Below are 19,745 nucleotides of genomic sequence, written 5' to 3' on the forward strand. Positions count from 1 at the left end.
GCAGCGATGACCACGAGAACGCGCGGATTCCTCCGCGACAACGGACTGGGCCTGGGATTCGGTGTCGCCTTCCTGCTGGCCCTCGTGGGCCAGGCGATCGCCGGACACGCGGACTTCAACAACCAGTTGGCCGCCGACGGGCTCGCCCAGGTCGGGTTCGGCGAATACCTGATGTCGTCCGATTTCGCCGTCGACGTGACGGAGAACTGGCAGTCCGAGTATCTCCAGTTCTTCCTCTACATCACCGCCACCGTGTGGCTCCTGCAACGGGGTTCGCCCGAATCCAAGGAAATGGACAAAGCCGGGACGGAGTCGGACCAGGACCAGCGGGTGGGCCGTCACGCCCATCGGAACTCGCCGCGCTGGGCGCGGGGTGACGGCCTTCGCCGGCACGTCTACTCGCACTCGCTCGGACTGGTGATGGGCACCCTGTTCGCCCTGTCCTGGCTCGCCCAGTCGATCAGCGGTGTCGCCGCGTACAACGAGGAGCAACTGCGCGGGCTCCAGGCGCCCATGAGCTGGAGCGGCTACATCGGCTCGGCGGACTTCTGGAGCCGGACCCTGCAGAACTGGCAGTCCGAACTGCTGGCGGTCGCCTCCATGGCCGTCCTCTCCATCTACCTGCGCCAGCGCGGCTCACCGGAGTCCAAGCCGGTCGGGGCGGCCCACACCTCGACCGGGATCGAGGGCTGACCACCCCGCCGCCTTCCTCCTAGTGCCCGTGCCCGTGCACGTCGTTCGTCGCGGCGATCTTCTTCCACGACTTCGGCTGCGCGGGCAGGGCCGACGACCTCGTGATGGAGGCCTTCGCCGCCGCACCGGCGGCCGGCTTCGACGGCTGGAACAGCCAGGTGTCGAAGAGCGCCGACAGCGACCGCCCGGACACCTCCTCCGCGTACGCCCGGAAGTCGGCCACCGAGGCGTTCCCGTACGCGTACTTCTGCGGCCACCCCTTGAGCACGCGGAAGAACGCCTCGTCGCCGATCTCGTTGCGCAGGGCCTGGAGCGTCAGCGCCCCACGGTCGTACACGGCGGAGTGGAACTGGTTCTCCGGCCCCGGGTCACCCGGCTTCACCGTCCAGAAGGGATCGTCGGCCGGACGTGAGGCGTACACGTAGTCGGCGATCTCCTGCGCGGTGCCCTCGCCCTCGTGCTCGGACCACAGCCACTGCGCGTAGCGGGCGAAGCCCTCGTTGATCCAGATGTCCTTCCAGCCCTTGACCGACACGTCGTCGCCGTACCACTGGTGGGCCAGCTCGTGCACGACGACGGACACGTTCGACCCGTTCGCGAACTGCCGGGGGCTGTAGAACGGCCGGGTCTGGGTCTCGAGCGCGTACCCGACCTGCGGGGTGTTGGGCACATAGCCGCCGACCGCGTTGTAGGGATACGGCCCGAAGTACTCGCTCAGCCAGTCGGTGACCTCCCCGGTCCGCTCCAGGCTCGCCCGCGCCGAACCGGCGTTGTCGCCGAGGTCCTTGCTGTAGGCGTTGATGACCGGAACGCCGCCCTCGGAGGTACCCGTGGTGACGTCGAAGCGGCCGGCCGCGAAGGTGGCGAGATAGGTGGCCTGCGGCTTGTTGGAGCGCCAGTTGTAGCGAGTCCAGCCCAGGCGCGAAGTCGTCGACTGGAGCGTGCCGTTGGAGACGAACTGGGTGCCGTTCGGGACCTGCACCGACACGTCGTAGGTCGCCTTGTCGAGCGGGTGGTCGTTGCTCGGGAACCACCACCAGGCCCCCTCCGGCTCGCCCGCGGCGACACCCCCGTCGGGCGTGCGCAGCCAGGCGTTGAAGCCGTACGCCTCCTTCGAGGACGGCACCCCGCTGTAGCGCACGACGACGGTGACGGCGGTGCCCTTCGCGAGCGGTGTCCTCGGGGTGATCTCCAGCTCGTGCTCCCCGGAGGTGGCGAAGGACGCCTTCGCGCCGTTGACCCGCACCTCGGAGACGTCCAGCAGGAAGTCCAGGTTGAAGCGCGACAGGTCCTCGGTGGTGCGGGCGAGCAGGGTGGCCGTGCCCTCCAACTCGTCGGTCGCGGGCTGGTACTTCAGCCGCAGGTCGTAGTGGGAGACGTCGTATCCGCCGTTGCCGTAGGCCGGGTAGTAGGGGTCGCCGATGCCCGGAGCGCCGGGGGAGTGGCTCGCGGCCGATGCCGGGATCGCCAGCAGGACGGACGCGGCGGCCAGTGCGCCGGGCGCGATGAGTCTGCGGTGCACGAAAGCTCCAAGTCGTAGGGGCACGAAGTCTGTTCGGAGCCTATTCATCACCTGTGGGCCCGTGGGTGTCCACGGCGGCAGCCGTCACACGATCGCCATTCGGCCGTCACGAGCCATCCCGTCCCACGCACCTTTCCGGCCACTCCTGCGTCGCCCCGATGGGCCCTCTTTTGCACGGGAGTTGACCGCTGTACCGTCCGCGCATGCCGATAAGCACGCGCTTCACGACCTGGGGACCGTCGAGCGGGGCCCGGACCCGCTTCGCGACGGCGGCCACCGCCGCCCTGCTGGCCACGTTCCTCACGCCCGCCGCCGCACAGGCAGGCCCGCGCGAGAGCACACCCGTCTACTCCTACGACAACGCCGTCCGTGAGGCCGTCTGGGTGGACACCGGACTGGACGGGGACGGCGACGGGAAACACGACCGGGTGGCCGTCGACATCGTCCGTCCCCGCGAACTCGCCCGGCAGGGCCGCAAGGTTCCGGTCATCATGGACGCCAGCCCCTACTACTCCTGCTGCGGGCGCGGCAACGAGAGCCAGAAGAAGACGTACGACGCGAACGGCCACGTCGTCCAGATGCCGCTCTTCTACGACAACTACTTCGTGCCGCGCGGCTACGCCGTCGTCGGCGTGGACCTCGCCGGCACGAACCGCTCCGACGGCTGTGTCGACGTGGGCGGCCGCTCGGACATCCTCTCCGCCAAGGCGGTGGTCGACTGGCTGAACGGCCGGGCCACCGCATACACCAGCCGCACCGGCACCGAGCGCGCCAAGGCGACCTGGACCAACGGCAGGACCGGCATGATCGGCAAGAGCTGGGACGGCACCATCGCCAACGGCGTGGCCGCCACCGGCGTCAAGGGCCTGAAGACGATCGTCCCGATCAGCGCCATCTCCTCCTGGTACGACTACTACTTCCAGCAGGGCGCCCCGCTCTACGACTCCGGCCCCGACTGGCTGTCCGACTACGTCAACAGCCCCGACGCCCGCGCCAAGTGCGACGCCGTCCAGCAGCGGATCGTCGCCGGCGCCCCGCGCACCGGTGACTGGACCGGCCTGTGGACCGAGCGGGACTACGTCAAGGCCGCCTCCAAGGTGCGGGCCAGCGTCTTCGCGATCCACGGGCAGCAGGACCTCAACGTCCGTATGAAGCACCTCGGTCAGTGGTGGGACGCCCTCGCGAAGAACGGCGTCGAGCGAAAGCTCTGGCTCTCCCAGACCGGCCATGTCGACCCCTTCGACTTCCGCCGGGCCACCTGGGTCGACACCCTGCACCGCTGGTTCGACCACGAACTCCTCGGCTACGACAACGGCATCGACCGTGAGCCGATGGCCGACATCGAGCGCCACCCCGACCAGTGGGTGACCTCCAAGGCCTGGCCCCCGCGCGGCACCTCCACCGCCACCCTGCGCCCCGCCCCGGGCACCGCGCCCGGCGTCGGCACCCTCGGCCTCACCCGCGGGCGCGGCACCGAGACCTTCACCGACGACCCGGCGCTGAGCGAGACCGACTGGGCCGCGCGGATCGACACCGCCACCCCCGAGAAGGCGGGCTTCACCACCGGCGTCCTCACCAAGGACCTGCGCCTGGCCGGTTCCTCGAAGGTCACGGTCACCGCCACCCCGACCACCGCCACGGCCCATCTCTCCGCCGTGCTCGTCGACCTCGGCCCCGACACCATCCGCGACTACGCGGCGAGCGGCGAGGGCATCACCACCCTCACTGACCGCACCTGCTGGGGCGCGAGCACCGCAGGGGACAGCGCCTGCTTCAAGGAGACCAGGGCCAGGACCGCCGACGTCGAGTACAACGTGGTCAGCCGCGGCTGGGCCGATCTCGGCACCTACGCCGACCCCGGCAAGGGCGTCCCGCTCACCCCGGGGACGGCGTACACGATCACGCTCGACCTGGCCGCCACCGACCATGTCGTCCCCGCCGGTCATCGTCTCGCGCTGATCGTCGCGGGCACCGACAAGGACCTGATCGACCCGCCGTCGACGAAGCCGACGCTCACGATCGACCTGTCGCGCACCAGGGCGAGTGTCCCGCTGGTCGGCGGCGCCGCGGCCTTCGCGCACGCCACCAAGGGCGCCGGGGCAGCCGTGGCGGAGGCCATGACGCTCGACGGCGTCCAGGCCCCGCGCTCGGTCCACCGGGTGCCGGGGGCGGAGCGTTGATCCGAGCCCTCACCCTGTGCACGGCGGCCCTGGCAGCGTCCCTGGTCGCCGTGCCGGCCCAGGCGGCCGACTCCCCGCCGCGCACCGGCTTCGAGCAGTCCGACGGTGCCCGGTGGACCGGTGAGAGGGAGGAACAGGACTTCCTGGCGGCCGTCGACGCGGCGAGCGGCCGGGTCTCGGTCGCCCGCATCGGTACGACGAAACAGGGGCGTCCCCTCCAACTGGTCCGGCTGGGCAGGCCGGACGCCCCGCTCAAGGTCCTGCTCGTGTGCAGCCAGCACGGCGACGAGCCGTCCGGCCGCGAGGCCTGTCTGTCCTCGGTCCGCGACCTGGCGTACGCGAAGGACGCCGGCACCCGGCGCTTGCTCGACCGCGCCACGCTGCTCGTCGTGCCCACCGCCAACCCCGACGGCCGGGCCGCCGACACCCGCGGCAACAGTGACGGCGTCGACGTCAACCGCGACCATCTCGCCCTCGCGACCGCCGAGGCGCGGGCCCTGGCCGCGGTGCTCCGCGACCGGCGCCCCGACGTGGTCTACGACCTGCACGAGTACTCGCCCACACCGCCCTACTACGACAAGGACCTCTTCGACCTCTGGCCCCGCAACCTCAACACCGACGAGCAGGTCCACGACGAGGCCGAGACCCTGTCCCAGGGGTACGTCCGCCCCGCCGCACGGCACGCCGGGTACACCACCGGCACCTACGGCATCTGGACCGACCCCGTCACGGGCGACCCGATCCGGCAGACCGCCGGCGACGGACAGGAACGCATCCTGCGGAACATGTCCGGCGTCAAGCACGCGGTCGGCCTGCTCATCGAGAGCCGCGTCGACGCACTCGCCGACGTGGACGAGGCGACCAACAACCGGCGTCGGGTGAACTCCCAACTGGCCGCGCTGAAAGGCCTGTTCCGGTTCACCGACGACCGGCGCGGCCGGATCGAGGCGGCGACGACCACGGCTCGCCACGCGGGCTACGCCGACACCGGCCCCGTCTACCTCGGCGGCGCCGACAACGACCCGCCCGAGCCCGCCGAGGTGATCGGGGACCCGCCCTGCGGCTACCGGCTCACCGCGGACCAGTACCGGCAGGTCAAGGACGAACTCGCCCTGCACGGCGTGCGGACCAAGGGCACCTACGTCCCGCTCCGGCAGCCGCTGCGCGCCCTCGTCCCGCTGCTCCTCGACGAACGCGCGGCATACCGTCTCACGGTCGGGGAACCCGACACTGACTGTTGAAAGAGTGACGATCCGCGACACCTGTGGTAGGTCGTAACCACGACTTTCAGGAAAAGGTGCCGCAAAATGACAGAAGACCTGATGAAGAGGGGCGGTCGGGAAGGTCCTTCGGACGTTTCCGACCGCCACGCCACGGACTGGGTGGTGTTCGGGGTCACCGCCGTGATCACCCTGGCCTTCGTGATCTGGGGCTCGACGGCGACGGACTCCCTGGAGAGCGTCTCCACCAAAATGCTCAACGGCCTCATCCACAACGGTGGTTGGGCCTTCATGCTGGCAGCCTCCTGCTTCGTGGTCTTCGCCCTCTGGCTCGCCGCCAGCCGCTACGGCCGGATCCACCTCGGCGCGGAGGGCGAGGAGCCTGAGTTCAAGACCGTGTCGTGGGTGGCGATGATGTTCAGCGCCGGCATGGGCATCGGCCTGATGTTCTACGGCGTCAGCGAGCCGCTCTCGCACTACACCACGCCACCCCCGGGCACCGACCCCGTCAACTCCGGCGAGCGCATGGAGACGGCGATGGCCACCACGCTCTTCCACTGGACGCTCCACCCCTGGGCGATCTACGCGGTGGTCGGCCTCGGCATCGCCTACAGCACCTTCCGCAAGCGCCGCCGCCAGACCATCAGCGCCGTGTTCACCCCCCTGATCGGGGAGAAGAACGCCAACGGCACCGCAGGACGGGTGATCGACATCCTCGCGATCATCGCCACCGTCTTCGGCTCCGCGGCCTCCCTCGGACTCGGCGCGCTCCAGATCGGCTCCGGCTTCCAGGAGCTGGACTGGATGGACGACGTCAGCGAGGGACTGCTCGTCACCATCATCGCCGTGCTGACCCTGGCCTTCGTCCTCTCGGCCGTCTCCGGGGTCGAGCGGGGCATCCAGTGGCTGTCCAACACCAACATGGTGCTCGCCCTGATCCTCGCCGTGTTCGTGTTCGTCGCCGGGCCCACCATCATCGTCCTGGACCTGCTGCCCACCTCGATCTTCGCCTACCTCGGCGACCTGCCCCAGCTCGCCGGCCGCACCGAGGCCAGCGGCGGGGAGGGCGTCGCGGACTGGCTCGGCAGCTGGACCGTCTTCTACTGGGCGTGGTGGATCTCCTGGACGCCGTTCGTCGGCATGTTCATCGCCCGCATCAGCCGCGGCCGCACCATCCGCCAGTTCGTCGGCGGCGTCATCCTCGTCCCCAGCACCGTCAGCCTGGTCTGGTTCGCCGTCTTCGGCGGTACGGCGATGAAGCTCAAGGAGGGCGGCGCGCTCGGTGGTGAGGACACCCCCGAGGGTCAACTCTTCGGCGTCCTCCAGGAGTTCCCCATCGCCACGGCCACCAGCCTGCTCGTGATGATCCTGGTCGGCATCTTCTTCGTCTCGGGCGCCGACGCCGCCTCCATCGTGATGGGCACGCTCTCGCAGCGGGGCGCCCTCGAACCCGGCCGTTTCGTCGTGGTGTTCTGGGGCGTGGTGACCGGCGCGGTCGCCGCGATCATGCTGCTCGTCGGCAGCGGCCAGGGCGACGCCCTCACCGGCCTGCAGAACCTCACGATCCTCGCCGCGGCCCCCTTCGTCCTGGTGATGATCGGCATGTGCGTCGCCCTCATGCGCGACCTGCGCCGCGACCCGGTCATCGTGCGCGGCGAGATGGGCTCCGAGGCCGTCGAACTCGCCGTCATCGAGGGCCACAAGAAGTACGACGGCGACTTCGAGATCAAGGTCGGCCCGGGACCCGGAACGGAGACGGAGGGCGACCCCCTCGGCCACGACCACGGCTGAGCCGAGGAGTTCAGGGGGAGGCGAGCCCCGCCGCCTCCCCCGCGCACCCCCACGCCACGGTCACCCCGGCCCCGCCGTGCCCGTAGTTGTGCACCAGCACCCGCCCGCCCGGCAGCGCCTCCCGCTCCAGGCGCACCGCGTGCCGCGCCGGCCGCAGACCCACGCGATGCCCCAGCACCCGCGCCCCGGCGATCTCCGGCCGCAGCGCCGCACACCGCCGTACGATCGCCTCGGCCACCGCCGGATCCGGCTCCCTGGACCAGGCGTCCTCCTCGGCCGTGCCGCCGAGCACCAGCCGGTCCCGGTGCGGGAAGAAGTACGCCATCCCGCCGTCCCCGCCGGTCGAGACGACCCAGGTGCGCACCCCCGGGTTCTCCACCACGACCACCTGTCCCCGCACCGGCCGCACGGACGCGTCCGGCACCAGCTCCCGCGCGCCCAGCCCGGTGCAGTTGACCACCACCGGCGCCGCCACCGCCGCGAGGTCGGCCACCGCGCGGGACTCCACGACCCCGCCCGCCTCGCTCAACCGCCGCCGCAGCCAGGGCAGATGGACGCTCATGTCGACCAGCGGCAGCCGCGCCCAGAGCCCGCTCCCGGCGTACTCCGCGCCCGTGGCCGCCCGCAGACCCGGCACCCGCTCGCCCAGCCAGGCCCGGGTCTCGTCCAGGTCCCCTTCGCCCAGTACTCCTTCGACCATGCGTACGCCGGTCCGGTCGGGGTCCGCCGCCAGCGCCTCGTACACCTCCAGCGAGCGCAGTGCCCACGCCCGCGCCGACGCGGCCGGCTCGATCCGGTAGGGCCACCACAGCGCCCCGGCAACCGCCGAGGTGGTGCGCTCGACGGGGTCCCGGGTCCACACCCGGACCCGCCTGCCGCGTTCCGCGAGAACCACGGCCGTCGTCAGCCCGATGACCCCGCCGCCGACCACGACGATCTCGCTGCTCAGCTCACTGTCCACGCCCGGACGGTAGCGGAATGTCCCATTGCCGTGCTCAGAGGGCGCTTGCTGCGGGAATACTCGCAGCATGTCTGCCGCGTACGCGACCTTCGGCCTGGCACCGGCGATGCGTGCCGGTGGAGTCCTCGTCAACGGTGACTACCAAGTCCACCGGGACTTCGTGGACTTCATCGTCGACGGGCGACCGCTGCTCTTCCAGCTCGCCGACCTCGACGCCGTCTCCCCGCTGGCCTCGGACGTCCCGCCCGCCATCTTCGCCGCCCAGGTCCGCAGCCTGCTGCTGGAGACGGACGCCCCGCTGCGGGACGGCCGCTACATCATCTACGGCTGTCCCGAGTGCGAGGACCTCGCCTGTGGGGCGGTCACCGCCGTCATCGAGCAGGAGGACGGCGACTTCATCTGGCGGGACTTCGCCTGGCAGACCGACGAACACGCCGACCTGGAGCTCAACGGCTACCACGGCATCGGGCCCTTCCGCTTCCACGGCCCCGGGTACCGCCGGGCCCTGGACTCCCTGCTCGCCCCCGACTCCGCGAGCCCGCGCCGTCGCGTCCTGCTGATCGGCGCCCGGGTCGCGCTCCTGGCCAAGCTCGCCGCCGCCCTGCGCAGCATCGGCATCGGCGCCGACATCACCCAGGACGCCGCCGGCGTCCCCGCCGACGAACTGCGCGCCTACGGCGCCGTCGCCTTCGGCCGCGCGGTCGGTCAGCAGGAACGTGCCGCCGTGCGCCGCTCCTTCGAAGCCGCCGACGTCGAGGTGACCTACGTCGACGGCCTCGCCCCGATCGTCCCGCTCCTCGTCGCCCAGATAGAACACGCCCTCGACCGCAGCCCGCAGGAGCAGCGTCGGCTGACCCGGCTGGTCGCCGCCGACGGCGAGGCGGGCATCGAGGTCACCTCGCCGTGCCGGGTGCGCCTGACGGCCTACCGCCTCGACCGGCTCTGGCGCACCCACGCGGCGGAGGTCTTCGACGGCGTCCTGGAGGCCGGCCGGCACCGCATCGCGCTGGACGCCAAGGCGGTGAAGGGAGAGTCGTTCGTGGTGGCGCGGACCGCGGACAGCGTCCTGGTGGAGGCGATGGCGCACTGAGGTCGGGCCGAGCGCCAGCGTCCTGGTGCAGGCGATGGCGCACCGAGGTCGGGCCGAGCGCGTCAGCCGAACAGCAGGCGGCCGAGCCACCGCCCGCGACACCGCGGGACGCCGGCCCATGGCACCCGGCCGGAACAGGGAGGAGACCCGCCCGCGGCCCTGGCTAGGATCACCCCTGATGACTGCAACCCTCGTCGCCAAGAATCTCGCCGCCGGCCACGGCGACCGCGCCCTGTTCACCGGGCTCGACCTCGTCGTCGCGCCCGGCGACGTCATCGGGCTGGTCGGAGCCAACGGCGCGGGCAAGTCCACCCTGCTCCGGCTGCTCGCCGGGCTCACCCCGCCCGAGTCGGGCGAGCTGCGGCTCTCCCCGCCCACGGCGAGCGTCGGCCACCTCCCGCAGGAGCCGGAGCGCCGGCCCGGCGAGACGGTCCGGGACTTCCTGGCCCGCCGCACCGGCGTCGCCGAGGCCCAGCGGGTCATGGACGAGGCGACCCAGGCCCTGGTCGACGGGGCGCCGGGCGCCGACGACGCGTACGCGACCAGCCTGGAGAGCTGGCTCGACCTCGGCGGCGCCGACCTCGACGAGCGCGCCGAGGAGGTCGCCGACTCCCTGGGCCTGGCGGTCGACCTGGACCAGCCGATGACCTCCCTGTCCGGCGGCCAGGCGGCACGGGCCGGGCTGGCCTCGCTGCTGCTCTCCCGCTACGACGTCTTCCTGCTCGACGAACCGACCAACGACCTCGACCTGGACGGCCTGGAGCGCCTGGAACGCTTCGTCAGCGGCCTGCGGGCCGGCACGGTCGTCGTCAGCCACGACCGCGAGTTCCTCACCCGCACCGTCACCAAGGTCCTCGAACTCGACCTCGCGCAGAACCAGATCAACCTCTACGGCGGCGGGTACCAGGCCTATCTGGAGGAGCGCGAGGTGGCCCGCCGGCACGCCCGCGACGACTACGAGGAGTACGCCGACAAGAGGTCCGCCCTCCAGGACCGGGCGCAGACCCAGCGCTCCTGGATGGACAAGGGCGTGAAGAACGCCCGCCGCAAGGCCGGCAACGACAACGACAAGATCGGCCGCAAGTTCCGCAGCGAGGCCAGCGAGAAGCAGGCCGCGAAGGCCCGCCAGACCCAGCGCATGATCGAACGCCTGGACGTCGTCGAGGAGCCGCGCAAGGAGTGGGACCTGCGCATGGAGATCGCCTCCGCCCCGCGCTCTGGGTCGGTCGTGGCGACCCTGCGGGAGGCGGAGGTCCGCCGCGGCGACTTCGTGCTCGGCCCGGTGACCCTCCAGATCGACTGGGCGGACCGGGTGGCGGTCACCGGCGCGAACGGCGCAGGCAAGTCGACGCTCCTCGGCGCCCTGCTGGGCCGCGTCCCGGTCGACGCCGGCAGCGCGGCGCTCGGCTCGGGCGTCCTGATCGGCGAGGTCGACCAGGCCCGCAAGCTGTTCCACGGCCCGGAGTCACTCCTGGACGCCTTCGGTGCCGCGGTACCCGACACCGAACCGGCGGAGGTGCGCACCCTCCTGGCCAAGTTCGGCCTGAAGTCGGAGCACGTCCTGCGCCCGGCGGCGACCCTCTCGCCCGGCGAACGCACCCGCTCGGCGCTCGCCCTGCTCCAGGGCAGGGGCGTCAACCTCCTGGTCCTCGACGAGCCCACCAACCACCTCGACCTCCCCGCGATCGAACAGCTGGAGTCGGCCCTGGAGGCCTACGAGGGCACCCTCCTGCTGGTCACCCACGACCGCCGCATGCTCGACGCCGTCCGCGTCACCCGGCGCCTGGAGGTCGCGGACGGCAAGGTGACCGAGCGGGGCTAGGAGGCCCCGTGGCGCAGCAGCGCGCAGACGAAGTTCTCCTGCACGGCCCGCATCCGGCGCAACAGGTCGGGCTTCTGGGCCTGGTTGACCTGGGTGGTGACGGAGAACGTCAGCGACCGGTGGCCGTCCGGTGTGGCGGCGATCAGCTGGGTGTAGCCGAGGGTGTTGCCGGTGTGCCCCAGCACCACGCCGCAGCGGGTGGTGTACCGGAAGAGGGCGAGCCCCGCGTCGTTGCGCCCGGGGCCCTTGGGCTCGGACGCACCGGGGATCCAGGCGCGCTGCTTGCGCACGACGTGGGGGCTGTACAGCCGTCCACCGGCGTAACCGCGGATGAAGCGGGTCATGTCCGCGGGCGTGGAGACGATCCCGCCCGAGGCCCACACACCGGACATGCCGAGAACCTCGCTCACGTCCTCCGGCGGCTCGGGCGGGCTCACGTCGTAGCCGTGCAGATACGGCTCCGGCATCCGGTAGCCCTGCGGCAGGCTGGTCTCGCGCAGGTCCAACGGCCGGTACACCAGCTTGCGCAGCAGTTCCTCGTACCGGACGCCGGTGGCCGCCTCCGCCATCAGGGCCACGGCGATGTTGTCGGAGTTGGAGTACCGGTACCGGGAGCCGGCCCGGAACTCCAGGGGTTCGCCCGCCACGAAGTCCAGCAGGCGGCGCGAGTCGAAGCGGTGCCGGGGGTCGGCGAGGACGATCTTCAGGAACCCGGGGCTGCGCGAGTAGTCGGGCAGGCCGCTGGTGTGCTGGAGCAGCTGGCGCAGCGTCACGGCGTGCCAGGCCTTGGGCAGGTGGGGCAGCCGCTTTCCGATCGTCTCGCCGAGGCGCAGGGCGCCCCGGTCGACCAGGGTGAGCGCGACCGCGCCGCTGAACGCCTTGGCCGTACTGGCGATCCGCATGTGGTCGTGCGGTCTGGGCGGGCGACGGGACTCCAGATCGGCGACACCGGCCCGGACGACCCGGGTGTCCCCGCCGTCGCGGAGCACGGCGATGACCCCGGGCGGCCCACCGGGCGCGGCGACGAGCTCGTCGAGCTGCCGCTGGAGCCCGTCGTCGGCGTGCGGCCCGGGAGGCGTCGCGGCGTCGGCGGCCGGTGACAGGGCGGCGAGAGAGGCCGCGACCAGGGCCACGGCGGTGAGCCGACGGGATCTGACGGATCGGACAGGCATGGGCGCTCCCAGGCAGGTGGGACGGGGAACTGACCCGCCCAGCTTCGCCCGGCCCCAATCGGGGGAGCCGCTCGAGCTACTGCACCTGGCTCAATGCGAGGAGGCGCGAAGCGAGCCCTCCCAGGGGCGCGGGGAACCGCGCGACCGGCCCCGCCGGACCCACGGCTCCCCACGACCTCGTACGACCTGTCAGCACGACCTCGTACGACTGGTCAGCGCCGTCCCTTCTTCGCGTCGAGCAACCCGGCCTTGCGCAGGGCGTCGGCCATCGCGCTGTTCGCCGGCGGCGGCGCCTGACGCGACGCGCCGCCCTGGCCCCCACGGCCTCCGGCCTGGCGCTGCCGGCCCTGCTGCCGCTGCTGAGGCGGCCGCCCGCCCCGCTGCTCCCGGCGCTCACCGCCGGAAGCCTGCGCCTCGTCGTCCAGCCGCAGCGTCAGCGAGATCCGCTTGCGCGGGATGTCGATGTCGAGGACCTTCACCTTGACGATGTCACCCGGCTTCACCACGTCCCGCGGGTCCTTCACGAACGTCTTCGACAGCGCGGAGACGTGGGCGAGACCGTCCTGGTGGACACCGATGTCGATGAACGCCCCGAACGCCGCCACGTTGGTGACGACACCCTCCAGGACCATCCCGGACTCCAGGTCGGAGATCTTCTCGACGCCCTCCTTGAAGGTGGCCGTCTTGAAGGCGGGCCGCGGGTCGCGCCCGGGCTTCTCCAGCTCCTTGAGGATGTCGGTGACGGTGGGCAGACCGAACGTCTCGTCCACGAACGCCTCGGGCCGCAGCGAGCGCAGCACACCGGTGTTGCCGATGAGCGAGGCGACCTCCTGGCCGGACGTCTTCACCATGCGCCGCACCACCGGGTACGCCTCCGGGTGCACGCTGGACGCGTCGAGCGGGTCGTCGCCGCCGCGGATGCGCAGGAAGCCCGCGCACTGCTCGTAGGCCTTCGGGCCGAGGCGGGCCACCTTCTTCAGCGCGGTGCGCGAGGTGAACGGGCCGTTGGCGTCGCGGTGCGCCACGATGTTCTCGGCGAGCCCGGAGGTGATGCCGGAGACCCGGGACAGCAGCGGGGCCGACGCGGTGTTGACGTCCACGCCCACGCCGTTCACACAGTCCTCCACGACCGCGTCCAGGGAGCGCGACAGCTTCACCTCGGACAGGTCGTGCTGGTACTGGCCGACACCGATGGACTTCGGGTCGATCTTCACGAGCTCGGCGAGCGGGTCCTGGAGCCGGCGCGCGATGGAGACGGCGCCGCGCAGGGAGACGTCCATGTCGGGCAGTTCCTGCGAGGCGAAGGCGGAGGCCGAGTACACGGACGCGCCCGCCTCGGAGACCATCACCTTGGTGAGCTTCAACTCCGGGTGCTTGGTGATGAGTTCACCGGCGAGCTTGTCGGTCTCACGGGACGCCGTGCCGTTGCCGATCGCGATCAGCTCGACCGCGTGCTCCTTGGCGAGCCGCGCCAGCTTGGCGATGGCCTCGTCCCACCTGTTGGCCGGGACGTGCGGATAAATGACGTCGGTCGCGACGACCTTGCCGGTGGCGTCGACGACGGCGACCTTCACGCCCGTACGGAAGCCCGGGTCCAGGCCCAGCGTCGCGCGCGTGCCGGCCGGGGCGGCGAGCAGCAGGTCGCGGAGGTTCGCCGCGAAGACGTTCACCGCCTCGTCCTCGGCGGCCGTCCGCAGCCGCAGCCGCAGGTCGATGCCGAGGTGCACCAGCAGACGGGTGCGCCAGGCCCAACGGACGGTGTCCGTCAGCCACTTGTCACCGGGGCGCCCGCGGTCGGCGATGCCGAACCGGTGGGCGACGATCCCCTCGTACGAGGACGGCCCCTCGGTCGGCTCCTCCGGCTCCAGGACGAGGTCGAGGACCTCCTCCTTCTCGCCGCGCAGCATGGCGAGGACGCGGTGCGAGGGCAGGTCCGTGAAGGGCTCGGCGAAGTCGAAGTAGTCGGCGAACTTGGCGCCGGCCTCCTCCTTGCCGTCCCGCACCTTCGCGGCCAGCCGCCCCCGCACCCACATCCGCTCGCGGAGTTCGCCGATCAGGTCGGCGTCCTCGGAGAACCGCTCGGTGAGGATGGCGCGGGCGCCGTCGAGCGCGGCCTGCGGGTCGGCGACGCCCTTGTCGGCGTCGACGAACGCGACGGCCGCGGCGAGCGGTTCGACCGTCGGGTCGGCGAGCAGCCCCTCGGCGAGCGGCTCGAGCCCCGCCTCCCGGGCGATCTGCGCCTTCGTCCGCCGCTTGGGCTTGTACGGCAGGTAGATGTCCTCGAGCCGCGCCTTGGTCTCGGCCCCCCGGATCCGTGCTTCCAGCTCCTCGGTGAGCTTGCCCTGCTCGCGCACCGACTCCAGGATCGCCGTCCGCCGCTCCTCCAGCTCCCGCAGATAGCGCAGCCGCTCCTCGATCGTGCGCAGTTGCGCGTCGTCGAGCATCTCGGTCGCTTCCTTGCGGTAGCGGGCGATGAAGGGAACCGTGGAACCACCGTCGAGCAGTTCCACGGCGGCCTTGACCTGCCGCTCCCGAACGCCGAGCTCCTCGGCGATCCTTCCTTCGATGGATCCGATGTCGATGGGCTCGCGTGTCGTCACGATGCCGTACCGCCTTCTCACAGAGGTTGCGCGGCAATTGTGGCAGGTGGCACCGACAGTCGGGGATCAGGGCGCGGACATCAGGCCCGGCGGCCGCGCGTCGAGCCGGAGGCCCCGCCGAAGAGCCGGGCCAGCGCGCGGAAGGGCAGCGTCACGACGGTGGCGATGGCGCCGCCGATCTGGCGCAGGACGTCTGCGATCGCTCGGAACACGAACTTCCCCTTTCGTCAGCCGACCGTGGTGGCCGGGAGGTGCGGGTACCTCGACGAGACGGTGTCATGCGTCCGAAGTGCGCGGATGCGGCCGGGGGTTCGGCTCAGCCGCCCGGAGCGGCCGCCGGGCGGGCCCGCCGCTCACCCCTTGCCGATCAGGTCCGCCGGGTAGGCGCCCGCCGCCAGCGCCGCCCGCGCGTACCCGGCCCCGAGTTCGGTCAGCCGGGCCACGCCCTCGGTGCCGAGGTGCTCGTACGGCGCCCGGTCCAGGCGGTCCGTCATGTCCTCGATCTCGGCGCGCAGCGCCACGCCCCGTTCGGTCAGTTCGCCGTCCCCGTCCAGCAGACCGCGCTCCCGGAGCCGTCCGGTCGCCGCGTCCCACTCGTCCTGGGTCCAGCCGCGCGTGGTGAGCACCCACTTCGGGGTCATGCCCCTGCCGGTCGCGGTGTGGGTCACCATGGCCTCCAGGCCGTCCAGCTCGGCCGCCGTCAGCGCGGCGAGGTGGCCGTCGCCCCGGTGCTCGCGCAGCAGTGTCGTGGCGTGGAAGTACGCCAGGTGCGGTTCCTCGGGCACGGGCAGGTCCGCGTGCGCCGCGTAGAGCGGGCGGGCACCGCGGGAGCAGGCCTCGGTGGCCCGCAGCGCCAGCTCGGCGGCCTCGGCCATCTCCGGGGACGTCAGCGTGTCCGCGCCGAGCAGCCGCCGCAGTGCCGCGTCCACGCCCCGCACGCGTGCCGCGAGGACGGCCTCGGGCGACGCCTGGTCCCACACGGCGGGGACGAACCGGGCCACGAGGCTGTGCTTGTAGTTGTAGAAGGTCGCCGTGACCGTGCCGGCGCCCACGGCTCCCAGGGCGGCCGCCCGCACCGCGAAGTTCGCGGCCCGGGGATGCGTGATCCCGATCGCGGCCAGCTCCTCGCCCAGCTCGGGCGCGAAGTACGAGGTGGCGTGCAGGGAGTTGAGCGCGTTCGCGCAGCGGCGGGCGGCTTTGGGCGCAAGGGAGGCGGTGGTCATGCCGGGCAGGTTACCAACCGCTTGGTATGTCTCCTAGAGGGCGGGAGGCCAGGGCAGAAAAGGTGGGCTGCTCGTCATTGCGGCCATCCGAGGGGCCCACCCAGAATCGGGTGCATGACGCAGCGAACCGTTCTCGTCGTCCTCTTCGACGACGTGCAGAGCCTCGACGTCACGGGCCCGCTGGAGGTGTTCGCCGGGGCAGAGACGCACACCCCGGGCACGTACCGTATCCGCGCCGCCTCCCTGGACGGCGCCCCCGTCAGGACCTCCAGCGGCCTGCGCCTCGTACCGGACCTGGCCCTCACCGACGCGCCGGAACCGCACACCCTTCTCGTCCCCGGCGGCCAGGGCACCCGGTCCCCGGATCCGCGCCTGACCGACTGGCTGCGTGCGCACGCCCCGGCCGCCGAGCGCCTGGTCTCCGTCTGCACCGGTGCGATCCTGCTCGCCCGGGCGGGCCTGCTCGACGGCCGCCGTGTCACGACGCACTGGGCGTACGCCGACAAGCTCGCCCGGGACCATCCGGAGATCGACGTCGAACCCGACCCGATCTACATCCGGGACGGTCGCGTCGCCACCTCCGCGGGCGTCAGCTCCGGCATCGACCTCGCCCTCGCGCTGGTGGAGGAGGACCTGGACCGGGACGTCGCCCTCGCCATCGCCCGTCATCTGGTGGTCTTCCTGCGCCGACCGGGGAACCAGGCCCAGTTCAGCGCCCAGTTGGCCGGCCAGACCGCCCGCCGCGAGCCCCTGCGGGAGGTCCAGCGGTGGATCACCGAGCATCCGGACGGCGACCTCGGCGTGGAGTCCCTCGCCGCCCGCGCCCGACTCTCGCCGCGCCACTTCGCCCGCGCCTTCCGGACCGAGACCGGCATGACCCCCGGCCGCTATGTCGACCGGGTCCGCCTGGAACACGCCCGCCGCCTCCTGGAGGACACCGCCGACGGCATCGAGGAGATCTCCCGGGCCAGCGGCTACGGCACCCCGGAGGCGATGCGCCGCGCCTTCATCCGATCCCTCGGCACACCACCGGCCGAGTACCGCCGCAGATTCCGCCCGACACCGGCCCACTGAACGCCGCCGCGGGTTCCCGGCGGGCTGAGCCCCCGCACTCGGGGCGTGCACGCCCGCTGACCGCCGCCCGCAGCCCCCATCCGCCGATCCTCGCCGCACCCACCCGCGGCTACCCGCCCCGCACCCACCCGCCTGAGTCCCGGCTGCCACCCGCCCGGCACCACCGCCTGAGTCCCGGCCGCCACCACCCACCGAAAGGCATCCGATGCAGATCGCCATCCTCCTGTTCGACCGGTTCACCGCCCTCGACGCCGTGGGCCCGTACGAGACCCTGGGCCGTCTCCCGGACGCGGACGTGGTGTTCGTGGCCGAGCGGACGGGCCCTGTGCGCACCGACACCGGCGCCCTCGCGCTCACCGCCGACCGCTCGCTCGCCGACGTGCCGCGCCCCGACATCGTGGTCGTGCCCGGGGGGCCGGGCCAGACCCCGCAGATGGAGAACGAGACGCTCCTGGACTGGCTGCGCGCCGCCGACGCCACCAGCACCTGGACCACGTCCGTGTGCACCGGCTCCCTGCTGCTGGCCGCCGCCGGACTCCTTCGGGGACGCCGTGCGACCTCCCACTGGCTCGCCCTGGACCTCCTCGGGCGGTACGGCGCCGAACCGACGGGGGAGCGGGTCGTCCTCGACGGCAAGTACGTCACCGCGGCCGGTGTCTCCTCCGGCATCGACATGGGCCTCACGCTGCTCGGCCGCATCGCCGGCGACGAACACGCCCAGGCCGTGCAGCTGTTGACCGAGTACGACCCCCGACCGCCCTATGACGCGGGCTCGCCGGAGAAGGCCCCGGCCCACCTCGTGGAGGAGTTCCGCGGCAGGAGCCGGTTCATCCTGACGTAGTCCAGGTGAAGCGCGGCTGCCTGCGCTCCAGAAACGCGGCGACGCCCTCCGCGGTGTCGCCGTTGCCGTGCGCCTGCCGCGCCCAGTGGCCGTCCCGGTCCGTGCGCCCGTCCGCGAACTCCTTCGCCGCGGCCTGGGTCAGCTGGGACCGGGACACCAGGGTCCGGGTGAACTCCGCGACCCGCTTGCCCAGTTCGCCCTCCGGCAGCACCTCGTCGACCAGCCCGGTGCGCAGCGCCCGCCCGGCGTCGATCAACTCCCCGGAGAACAGCAGGTACTTGGTGGTGGCCGGCCCCACCAGCGCCACCAACCGCCGCGTGGAGGACGCCGGATACACGATCCCCAGCTTGGCCGGGGTCACCCCGAACAGCGCCCCCTCCTCCGCGAACCGCAGATCGCAGGCCGCCGCCAACTGCGCCCCACCGCCCACGCAGTGCCCGCGGATCGCCGCCAGCGTCGGCTTGGGAAAGGCCGCCAGGGCCTCCTCGGCCGCCATCGCGAGCCCCCGCGCCTCCTCCGGTGAGCCCTGGAGCGTGGAGATGTCGGCCCCGGCGCAGAACGTGCCCCCGGCCCCCGTCAGCACCAGAGCCCGTACGCCCGGGTCGGCGGCCAGGGTGTCGAGCAGCGGCGGCAGCGCGCGCCACATCGCGGCGGTCATGGCGTTGCGCTTGGCCGGACGGTCGATGACGACGGTGGCCACCGAGTCGGTGACGCTGTGCTGCACCTGCTGCTCCATGGGCCGGATGCTAACGGCACCCGCCGCCCGCACCTCGGGGAGGGGTCCAGGTGCCGAGGGCGGCTCGCGGCCGGGGGCGACACACGTAGCGAACCGGACGAGGCGGCCACCAAACCCGTACAACCCGAATAGTTCGCGAACCGGACACGGGTGGAGCAAAGGCGATCGCGCTGTCGATCATCTCGTTCAGGTGCGGTCACAAGCGCTCGATATTTGCTGACTTCTGTTCAGTCATCCGGTGCGGAGCGACTCGTTGCCAACACTCGAGGTGTGGTGACAATCGAGCGCGAGGGTGGCGACCGGACGATGGAGAACCATGGGCGAGGGTCAGGCCCACGCCCAGCGGCAGACGAGGTCGAGGGACCGGCTCCCGGCCCGGCCGGGCCACTGCCGTACGAAGGCGTCTGGCGGTTCACCGCCCCCGCCGTGGACGCCTCGGTCCCGCAGGCGCGGCACGCCGTGCGGGACCTGCTGCTGCGGCAGGGCGTACCCATCCCGGACGACCTGGTGCAGGGGCTGCTGCTGATCGTCTCCGAGCTGGTCACCAACGCGGTGAAGCACGCGGCCCTGCTGTCGCCGACGCTGGCCGTGGAGGTCGCCGTCGGGGCCGAGTGGGTGCGGGTGTCCGTGGAGGACGACCACCCCTACCGTCCCACCGCCCTGGAGGCCGACCACGGCCAGACCGGCGGGCGCGGACTGCTGCTGGTGCGCGAGGTCGCCCGGGAGGCGGGCGGCGTCTGCGACGTCGAGCACACGGCGAACGGCGGGAAGGTGATCTGGGTCGCCCTGCCGTTCGCCCCCGCGCGGCTGACCTGACAGA

The 19,745-nt window shown here is 72.1% G+C and carries 16 protein-coding genes; 9 read left to right on the top strand and 7 right to left on the bottom strand.

Annotated elements, in window-relative coordinates:
- Positions 1-6 precede the first annotated feature (6 nt).
- Positions 7-693: a DUF6766 family protein gene (locus ACH41F_RS11265; protein WP_391235218.1), complete on the top strand. Its 687-nt coding sequence runs from the start codon at positions 7-9 to the stop codon at positions 691-693.
- A gap of 19 nt (positions 694-712) precedes the next feature.
- On the opposite strand, the gene ACH41F_RS11270 is transcribed toward ACH41F_RS11265, so the two are convergent.
- Positions 713-2,215, bottom strand: coding sequence for a M1 family metallopeptidase (locus ACH41F_RS11270; protein ID WP_398834471.1), 1,503 nt, complete (start codon positions 2,213-2,215; stop codon positions 713-715).
- A 203-nt stretch (positions 2,216-2,418) separates the two neighbouring features.
- Here ACH41F_RS11270 and ACH41F_RS11275 point away from each other — a divergent pair, with 203 nt between their 5' ends.
- From ACH41F_RS11275 to ACH41F_RS11285, 3 genes are all read left to right on the top strand, one after another.
- Positions 2,419-4,395 (top strand): Xaa-Pro dipeptidyl-peptidase, encoded by a 1,977-nt coding sequence (locus tag ACH41F_RS11275; RefSeq protein ID WP_398834473.1) that lies wholly within the window; start codon positions 2,419-2,421, stop codon positions 4,393-4,395.
- A complete protein-coding gene (locus tag ACH41F_RS11280) occupies positions 4,392-5,636 on the top strand; it encodes a M14 family metallocarboxypeptidase (protein ID WP_398834475.1) in 1,245 nt (414 codons plus the stop codon). Before ACH41F_RS11275 ends, ACH41F_RS11280 begins: the two co-directional genes overlap by 4 nt.
- 66 nt (positions 5,637-5,702) lie before the next feature.
- On the top strand, positions 5,703-7,406 hold the full coding sequence (locus ACH41F_RS11285; RefSeq protein ID WP_391235214.1) for a BCCT family transporter: 1,704 nt from the start codon (positions 5,703-5,705) through the stop codon (positions 7,404-7,406).
- Between the two features lie 10 nt (positions 7,407-7,416).
- Here ACH41F_RS11285 and ACH41F_RS11290 read toward each other — a convergent pair whose 3' ends face one another.
- Positions 7,417-8,367, bottom strand: coding sequence for an FAD-dependent oxidoreductase (locus tag ACH41F_RS11290; protein ID WP_391235212.1), 951 nt, complete (start codon positions 8,365-8,367; stop codon positions 7,417-7,419).
- 67 nt (positions 8,368-8,434) lie between these two features.
- On the opposite strand from ACH41F_RS11290, the gene ACH41F_RS11295 reads away from it, so the two are divergent.
- Both ACH41F_RS11295 and ACH41F_RS11300 read left to right on the top strand, forming a co-directional pair.
- Complete coding sequence (locus ACH41F_RS11295) at positions 8,435-9,457, top strand: oxidoreductase (RefSeq protein WP_391235210.1); 1,023 nt, start codon at positions 8,435-8,437, stop codon at positions 9,455-9,457.
- 178 nt (positions 9,458-9,635) lie between these two features.
- The gene (locus tag ACH41F_RS11300) at positions 9,636-11,279 is read left to right on the top strand and encodes an ABC-F family ATP-binding cassette domain-containing protein (RefSeq protein ID WP_398834478.1); all 1,644 of its coding nucleotides are present in this window, start codon (positions 9,636-9,638) and stop codon (positions 11,277-11,279) included.
- Here ACH41F_RS11300 and ACH41F_RS11305 read toward each other — a convergent pair.
- From ACH41F_RS11305 to ACH41F_RS11320, 4 genes are all read right to left on the bottom strand, one after another.
- On the bottom strand, positions 11,276-12,451 hold the full coding sequence (locus tag ACH41F_RS11305) for a serine hydrolase (protein WP_391235206.1): 1,176 nt from the start codon (positions 12,449-12,451) through the stop codon (positions 11,276-11,278). The two genes, ACH41F_RS11300 and ACH41F_RS11305, sit on opposite strands and share 4 nt — an antisense overlap.
- Positions 12,452-12,663: 212 nt before the next feature.
- Positions 12,664-15,051: a helix-hairpin-helix domain-containing protein gene (locus ACH41F_RS11310; RefSeq protein WP_391235204.1), complete on the bottom strand. Its 2,388-nt coding sequence runs from the start codon at positions 15,049-15,051 to the stop codon at positions 12,664-12,666.
- A gap of 80 nt (positions 15,052-15,131) precedes the next feature.
- Positions 15,132-15,263, bottom strand: coding sequence for an LPFR motif small protein (locus tag ACH41F_RS11315; protein ID WP_364427154.1), 132 nt, complete (start codon positions 15,261-15,263; stop codon positions 15,132-15,134).
- A 141-nt stretch (positions 15,264-15,404) separates the two neighbouring features.
- Positions 15,405-16,274 carry a hypothetical protein gene (locus ACH41F_RS11320; protein WP_391235202.1) on the bottom strand — a complete coding sequence of 290 codons (870 nt, stop codon included), beginning with the start codon at positions 16,272-16,274 and terminating at the stop codon, positions 15,405-15,407.
- Between the two features lie 114 nt (positions 16,275-16,388).
- Between ACH41F_RS11320 and ACH41F_RS11325 the strand changes: the two genes are divergently transcribed.
- Together ACH41F_RS11325 and ACH41F_RS11330 are read left to right on the top strand one after the other, a co-directional pair.
- Positions 16,389-17,348, top strand: coding sequence for a DJ-1/PfpI family protein (locus ACH41F_RS11325; RefSeq protein ID WP_391235200.1), 960 nt, complete (start codon positions 16,389-16,391; stop codon positions 17,346-17,348).
- A gap of 205 nt (positions 17,349-17,553) precedes the next feature.
- A complete protein-coding gene (locus tag ACH41F_RS11330; RefSeq protein ID WP_391235199.1) occupies positions 17,554-18,189 on the top strand; it encodes a DJ-1/PfpI family protein in 636 nt (211 codons plus the stop codon).
- On the opposite strand, the gene ACH41F_RS11335 is transcribed toward ACH41F_RS11330, so the two are convergent.
- The gene (locus ACH41F_RS11335; RefSeq protein ID WP_391235198.1) at positions 18,176-18,925 is read right to left on the bottom strand and encodes an enoyl-CoA hydratase-related protein; all 750 of its coding nucleotides are present in this window, start codon (positions 18,923-18,925) and stop codon (positions 18,176-18,178) included. The two genes, ACH41F_RS11330 and ACH41F_RS11335, sit on opposite strands and share 14 nt — an antisense overlap.
- A 306-nt stretch (positions 18,926-19,231) precedes the next feature.
- Here ACH41F_RS11335 and ACH41F_RS11340 point away from each other — a divergent pair, with 306 nt between their 5' ends.
- A complete protein-coding gene (locus ACH41F_RS11340; RefSeq protein WP_391235646.1) occupies positions 19,232-19,741 on the top strand; it encodes an ATP-binding protein in 510 nt (169 codons plus the stop codon).
- Positions 19,742-19,745: the final 4 nt, after the last annotated feature.

The organism is Streptomyces sp. NPDC020489 (assembly GCF_044386545.1).
Lineage (GTDB): Bacteria > Actinomycetota > Actinomycetes > Streptomycetales > Streptomycetaceae > Streptomyces.

Coding starts and splice junctions, on each gene's coding strand:
- ACH41F_RS11285 (WP_391235214.1), top strand. CDS start 5,703: ATGACAGAAGACCTGATGAAGAGGGGCGGTCGGGAAGGTCCTTCGGAC.
- ACH41F_RS11265 (WP_391235218.1), top strand. CDS start 7: ATGACCACGAGAACGCGCGGATTCCTCCGCGACAACGGACTGGGCCTG.
- ACH41F_RS11300 (WP_398834478.1), top strand. CDS start 9,636: ATGACTGCAACCCTCGTCGCCAAGAATCTCGCCGCCGGCCACGGCGAC.
- ACH41F_RS11335 (WP_391235198.1), bottom strand. CDS start 18,925: ATGGAGCAGCAGGTGCAGCACAGCGTCACCGACTCGGTGGCCACCGTC.
- ACH41F_RS11340 (WP_391235646.1), top strand. CDS start 19,232: ATGGAGAACCATGGGCGAGGGTCAGGCCCACGCCCAGCGGCAGACGAG.
- ACH41F_RS11325 (WP_391235200.1), top strand. CDS start 16,389: ATGACGCAGCGAACCGTTCTCGTCGTCCTCTTCGACGACGTGCAGAGC.
- ACH41F_RS11275 (WP_398834473.1), top strand. CDS start 2,419: ATGCCGATAAGCACGCGCTTCACGACCTGGGGACCGTCGAGCGGGGCC.
- ACH41F_RS11295 (WP_391235210.1), top strand. CDS start 8,435: ATGTCTGCCGCGTACGCGACCTTCGGCCTGGCACCGGCGATGCGTGCC.
- ACH41F_RS11320 (WP_391235202.1), bottom strand. CDS start 16,274: ATGACCACCGCCTCCCTTGCGCCCAAAGCCGCCCGCCGCTGCGCGAAC.
- ACH41F_RS11305 (WP_391235206.1), bottom strand. CDS start 12,451: ATGCCTGTCCGATCCGTCAGATCCCGTCGGCTCACCGCCGTGGCCCTG.
- ACH41F_RS11330 (WP_391235199.1), top strand. CDS start 17,554: ATGCAGATCGCCATCCTCCTGTTCGACCGGTTCACCGCCCTCGACGCC.